The sequence below is a fragment of the Klebsiella sp. Ech2A genome, from assembly GCF_030078455.1.
GTDB lineage: Bacteria > Pseudomonadota > Gammaproteobacteria > Enterobacterales > Enterobacteriaceae > Klebsiella > Klebsiella terrigena.
Map to the genome: position 1 here is coordinate 1 of NZ_JAQGFU010000268.1, position 4,604 is coordinate 4,604.

5 protein-coding genes and 2 tRNA genes are annotated in these 4,604 nt (G+C 57.7%); 5 read left to right on the plus strand and 2 right to left on the minus strand.

Annotation, left to right across the window (positions count from 1 at the left end; all coding sequences use genetic code 11):
- Both PFH44_RS25045 and PFH44_RS25050 read left to right on the plus strand, forming a co-directional pair.
- The coding region (locus PFH44_RS25045) for an amidohydrolase family protein (protein ID WP_283826498.1) at positions 1-919 on the plus strand (919 nt) is incomplete at its 5' end.
- 87 nt (positions 920-1,006) lie between these two features.
- On the plus strand, positions 1,007-1,936 hold the full coding sequence (locus tag PFH44_RS25050) for an isopenicillin N synthase family dioxygenase (RefSeq protein ID WP_161795721.1): 930 nt from the start codon (positions 1,007-1,009) through the stop codon (positions 1,934-1,936).
- A 78-nt stretch (positions 1,937-2,014) separates the two neighbouring features.
- Here the strand turns inward: PFH44_RS25050 and PFH44_RS25055 are convergent.
- A tRNA-Asn gene (locus PFH44_RS25055) sits at positions 2,015-2,090 on the minus strand.
- A 5-nt stretch (positions 2,091-2,095) separates the two neighbouring features.
- Here PFH44_RS25055 and PFH44_RS28035 point away from each other — a divergent pair.
- The 3 genes from PFH44_RS28035 to PFH44_RS25065 all read left to right on the plus strand — a co-directional run bounded on the left by PFH44_RS28035 (position 2,096) and on the right by PFH44_RS25065 (position 3,923).
- Positions 2,096-2,188 carry a DUF5951 family protein gene (locus PFH44_RS28035; RefSeq protein WP_367575711.1) on the plus strand — a complete coding sequence of 31 codons (93 nt, stop codon included), beginning with the start codon at positions 2,096-2,098 and terminating at the stop codon, positions 2,186-2,188.
- A 95-nt stretch (positions 2,189-2,283) separates the two neighbouring features.
- Positions 2,284-3,720, plus strand: coding sequence for an EmmdR/YeeO family multidrug/toxin efflux MATE transporter (locus PFH44_RS25060; protein ID WP_283826499.1), 1,437 nt, complete (start codon positions 2,284-2,286; stop codon positions 3,718-3,720).
- A gap of 127 nt (positions 3,721-3,847) precedes the next feature.
- Positions 3,848-3,923 (plus strand) — tRNA-Asn (locus PFH44_RS25065).
- Positions 3,924-4,071: 148 nt separating this feature from the next.
- Here the strand turns inward: PFH44_RS25065 and PFH44_RS25070 are convergent.
- On the minus strand, positions 4,072-4,604 hold a 533-nt coding region (locus tag PFH44_RS25070; RefSeq protein WP_283826500.1), incomplete at its 5' end, for an HAD-IC family P-type ATPase.

The following is a 4,604-nucleotide window of genomic DNA, read 5'->3' on the forward strand; positions in this document are numbered from 1 at the left end:
GGATTTGCCGCAGGCGCTGCGCCCGGAGACCTTTGATCATTACATGGCGGATATGGAGCGCCTTGTCAGCCGCTATCACTGCCCGGAGCCGACGTCGTTGCGCCGTGTGGTGATGGCACCGACCACGCTGCTGCATTCGGCGCCTGGCCCGCAGCTGCGCGAAATGGCGAAACTGGCACGAAATTTAGGTATCCGGCTGCACAGCCACCTGTCTGAAACGGTGGATTATCTCGATGCAGCGCGCGCCAGATTTAATATGACCCCGGTGCAGTTTTGCGCTGAGCACGACTGGCTGGGGAATGACGTGTGGTTTGCGCATCTGGTGAAACTGTTGCCGCAGGAGATAGCGATGCTGGGGCAGACGCGTACCGGAATTGCACACTGTCCTCAAAGTAATGGACGGCTGGGCAGCGGCATTGCGGATTTGCTGGCGCTGGAACAGGCGGGTGTCCCCGTCTCTCTGGGCGTTGACGGCGCAGCCTCGAACGAAGCCGCCGATATGCAAAGTGAGGCGCACGCCGCCTGGCTTTTGCAGCGCGCCAGAAAAGGCATGCAGGCGAAGCCGCGTTATGACGGCGGAAGCTTTGAGGGCGGCGGCGATGCGGCAACGATTGAAGACGTTGTGCGATGGGGTAGCGCCGGTGGCGCACAGATCCTTGGCCTGCAAAAAAGCGGCACCGTGCAGGTGGGCATGCTGGCTGATATCGCGATTTACCGGCTGGACGACCCCCGCTATTTCGGCCTGCACGACATGGCGATTGGCCCGGTGGCTTGCGGTGGGCGGGCTTCGCTCAGGGCGCTGATGATCAATGGCCGCGTTATCGTCGAAAACGATGTGATCCCGGGCCTCGATCTGCATGCAATGCGCCATCAGGCAATATCGGCAGTGCGCACTCTGCAACAGCGCGCAGTAGGCTAACTCTTTTGATTAAGAAGGATAAAAACAGTGGCGCAATCAATTCAAACGCAAAGCTATGCATTACAGGAACTGGAAAAAGAGGCGACGATGGGCGCGATGGGCGAAGAGACTTTTTCCCGTGAGGTTCGCTGTATTGATCTGTCGGATTTCGCAAATCGTAAAGACGAGATTGCCGACGAACTGTGGCGGGCAGCGGTGGAGATCGGCTTCTTTCAAGTGAGTCATCACGGCATCGCGCTGGACGATATCCGGCAGGCATTCAGCATGACGGAAGACTTCTTCGCGCTGCCGGGGGAGATCAAAGCCCGCTACCCGCTGTCGCGCAACGCTGGTTGGGAAAATAAATCCCAGGTGCGCCCGTCGACCCAAACGCCGGATCAGAAAGAATCCTATCAGATTACCCGTCCGCTGATGGACCCGCTATGGCCCGCTGAGCATGAACTACCCGCGTTTAAACGCACGATGCTGAATTTCGAATCGCAATGCTGGCAACTGGGTATGAAGCTGCTTTCATGTTTTGCCCTCCGGTTAGGGTTTCCTGAGCACTTTTTCGAAAAGGCGCACGATCCGCAGCAGAAAAGCTATCAGAGTACGCTGCGCATGCTGCACTACTATGCCACCGTGCAGTCGGAGCAGGGGATGTGGCGCGCCGGGGCGCATACGGATTTTGACTGTCTGACGCTGCTTTTCCAGCGTCCCGGTCAGGGAGGATTACAGGTTTGCCCGGGCAAAGATCGCGAAAGCCAGCAGTGGACCAGCATCGAACCGCGTGAGGACGTGATCACCTGTAATATTGGCGACATGCTGATGCGCTGGAGCGACGACCGGCTGCCGTCAAATTTCCATCGGGTGAGAAACCCGCTGCCCGGAGAGTATCAGGGAGAACGCTACAGCCTGGCGTTTTTCTGTCAGGCAAACAAAGACATTGAAATATTGGGTCCCCAGGCGAAATACCCGGCCATCAGCGCTGAAGATTACCTGCAACAGCGTATTCAGGCGAATTTTGCCAAAGGATAACCTGCTCTACGCTAACGTTCAGGATTAATGTAAAAACAAAAAGCCCGCTTAAGTTTTCTTAAGCGGGCTTCTTCAATATGGCTCCTCTGACTGGACTCGAACCAGTGACATACGGATTAACAGTCCGCCGTTCTACCGACTGAACTACAGAGGAATCGTGTGGGGTCGTATCTTAGCGGCGAAAAAATTTTTGTCAAACATCTATTCTGCCCCTGTCGACCAACCGCCGCTTCTATCAACAATTTGTTGTAATTACCGACAATTTAGAAGGAAAAATGCTTTGCAGGATTAGCATTTCTCTATCATCATTTGAAATGTAGTTTCAACTTTTCTCACTAAGGTCTCCCTTGAACGTCACATCCGCAGCACGCAGGGTCGTAGAACGAACATCCTGGTTCAAAAAACGTAAGAGTTATCGCGTACTTTACTGGCGTGAAATCAGCCCGCTAGCGGTCCCCATCTTGCTGGAAAATAGCTGCGTTTTGCTGATGGGCGTAGTCAGTACGTTCCTGGTGAGCTGGTTGGGTAAAGAGGCGATGGCCGGGGTTGGGCTGGCCGACAGCTTTAATATGGTGATTATGTCGTTCTTTGCCGCCATCGATCTCGGTACGACGGTGGTGGTGGCCTTTAGCCTCGGCAAGCGCGATCCGCGACGCGCGCGCGCGGCCGCGCGGCAGTCGCTGGCAATTATGACGCTATTCTCCATTCTGCTGGCGGTGGTGATACACGCCTTCGGCAAAGAAATTATCAATATTGTCGCCGGCGACGCCTCGCCCCAGGTTAAGGATATGGCCCTAACCTATCTGGAGCTGACGGTGCTGAGCTACCCGGCGGCGGCGATTGCGCTGATCGGCAGCGGCGCGCTGCGCGGGGCAGGCAATACCAAAATTCCGCTATTGATTAACGGCGGGATGAACATCATCAACATTATTATCAGCAGCATCCTGATTTACGGCGTTTTCTCGTGGTCAGGACTCGGCTTTGTCGGCGCAGGTTTGGGGCTGACCATCGCCCGCTACATCGGGGCGGTGGCGATCGTGTGGGTACTAGCCGTTGGCTTTAACCCCGCGCTGCGCATCTCGCTGAAGAGCTATTTCAAACCGCTTAACTTTGCCATTATCTGGGAAGTGATGGGCATTGGCATCCCGGCGAGCATCGAATCGGTGCTGTTCAACGGCGGTAAGCTGCTGACGCAGATGTTTGTCGCCGGCATGGGAACCAACGTCATTGCCGGCAACTTTATCGCTTTCTCCTTCGCCGCGTTGATTAACCTGCCGGGAAACGCGCTGGGCTCCGCGTCGACCATCATTACCGGTACCCGGCTGGGAAAAGGCCAGATTGGGCAGGCGGAGCGCCAGGCGTGGCACGTATTCTGGCTATCGACCATCGTCCTGACGGTAATTGCGTGGGGAACCGCGCCGTTTGCTAACCTGATCGCCTCGTTCTATACCAGCGAAGAGGATGTCAAAGTGGTGGTGAAAGAGCTGCTGTGGCTGAACGCCTTCTTTATGCCGATTTGGGCGATGTCCTGGACCCTGCCGTGCGCGTTTAAAGGCGCTCGCGACGTACGCTACACCATGTGGGTGTCGATGCTGGGGATGTGGGGCTGCCGCGTCGTGGCGGGCTATACGCTGGGCATCGTACTCGGTATGGGCGTGATTGGCGTCTGGCTGGGGATGGTGCTTGACTGGGCGGTGCGCGGCGCGCTGTTCTACTGCCGGATGGTCAGCGGGCGCTGGCTGTGGAAATATCCGCGAAGCAAAAGCCAGGTGCGCGAAACCTAACCATTTTCTGGGCGAAACGACAAATTTCGCCCAAAGTGGAGAATAAATCGGCAAACGGTTTGAAATGTGCGAAACAGCCTTTGACAAGGCCAGGCGTCGCCGTTAATATTCGCCCCGTTCACACGATTCCTCTGTAGTTCAGTCGGTAGAACGGCGGACTGTTAATCCGTATGTCACTGGTTCGAGTCCAGTCAGAGGAGCCAAATTCGAGAAGCCCGCTTAAGGAAACTTAAGCGGGCTTTTTGTCGTTTGCAGCACTCCCGCCGACGTAGGGGGAAATTGCCCTTCGTGCGGGATTTCCCGCCTGCCCGCGTCCGGTCTCAAACGGTCCGGACGGCGGGGCGCCTGTTTTTACCCTCGCGGTTCGCTATCGGCGCGCTCATCCTTCCCGCGCTGCTCGTCGAACTGCAGCAGCCTCCCGGTATTCAGCAGCACCAGCAGGGTGCTGAGGTTGTGCAGTATCGCCGCCACCAGGGCGCCCGCCGCGCCGAGCAGCCCCATCGCCGCGGCAATTACGATTAAAATCGTCCAGCCAAGGCCGATAAAGACGTTGACCCGCAGGGTGGCGCGGCACCGGCGGCTGAGCCTTACCGCCAGCGGCAGACGGCGTAAGTCGCTGCCGGTCAGCACCACGTCTGCGGAGGCCAGCGCGATATCGGCGCCGTTGCTGCCCATCGCAATACCGACGGCACCGGCCTTGAGCGCCAGCGCATCGTTGATCCCGTCGCCAACCACCATTGGGCGCCATCCTTCACCGACGGCCCGCTGCACCTGCTGCAGCTTTTCGGCCGGCAGCACTTCGGCCGCCAGCTCGTCGATCCCCGTCCGCTGCGCCACGCGCTGCGCGACGGCCAGGCGATCGCCGGTTAGCAGCAGGAAGCGGC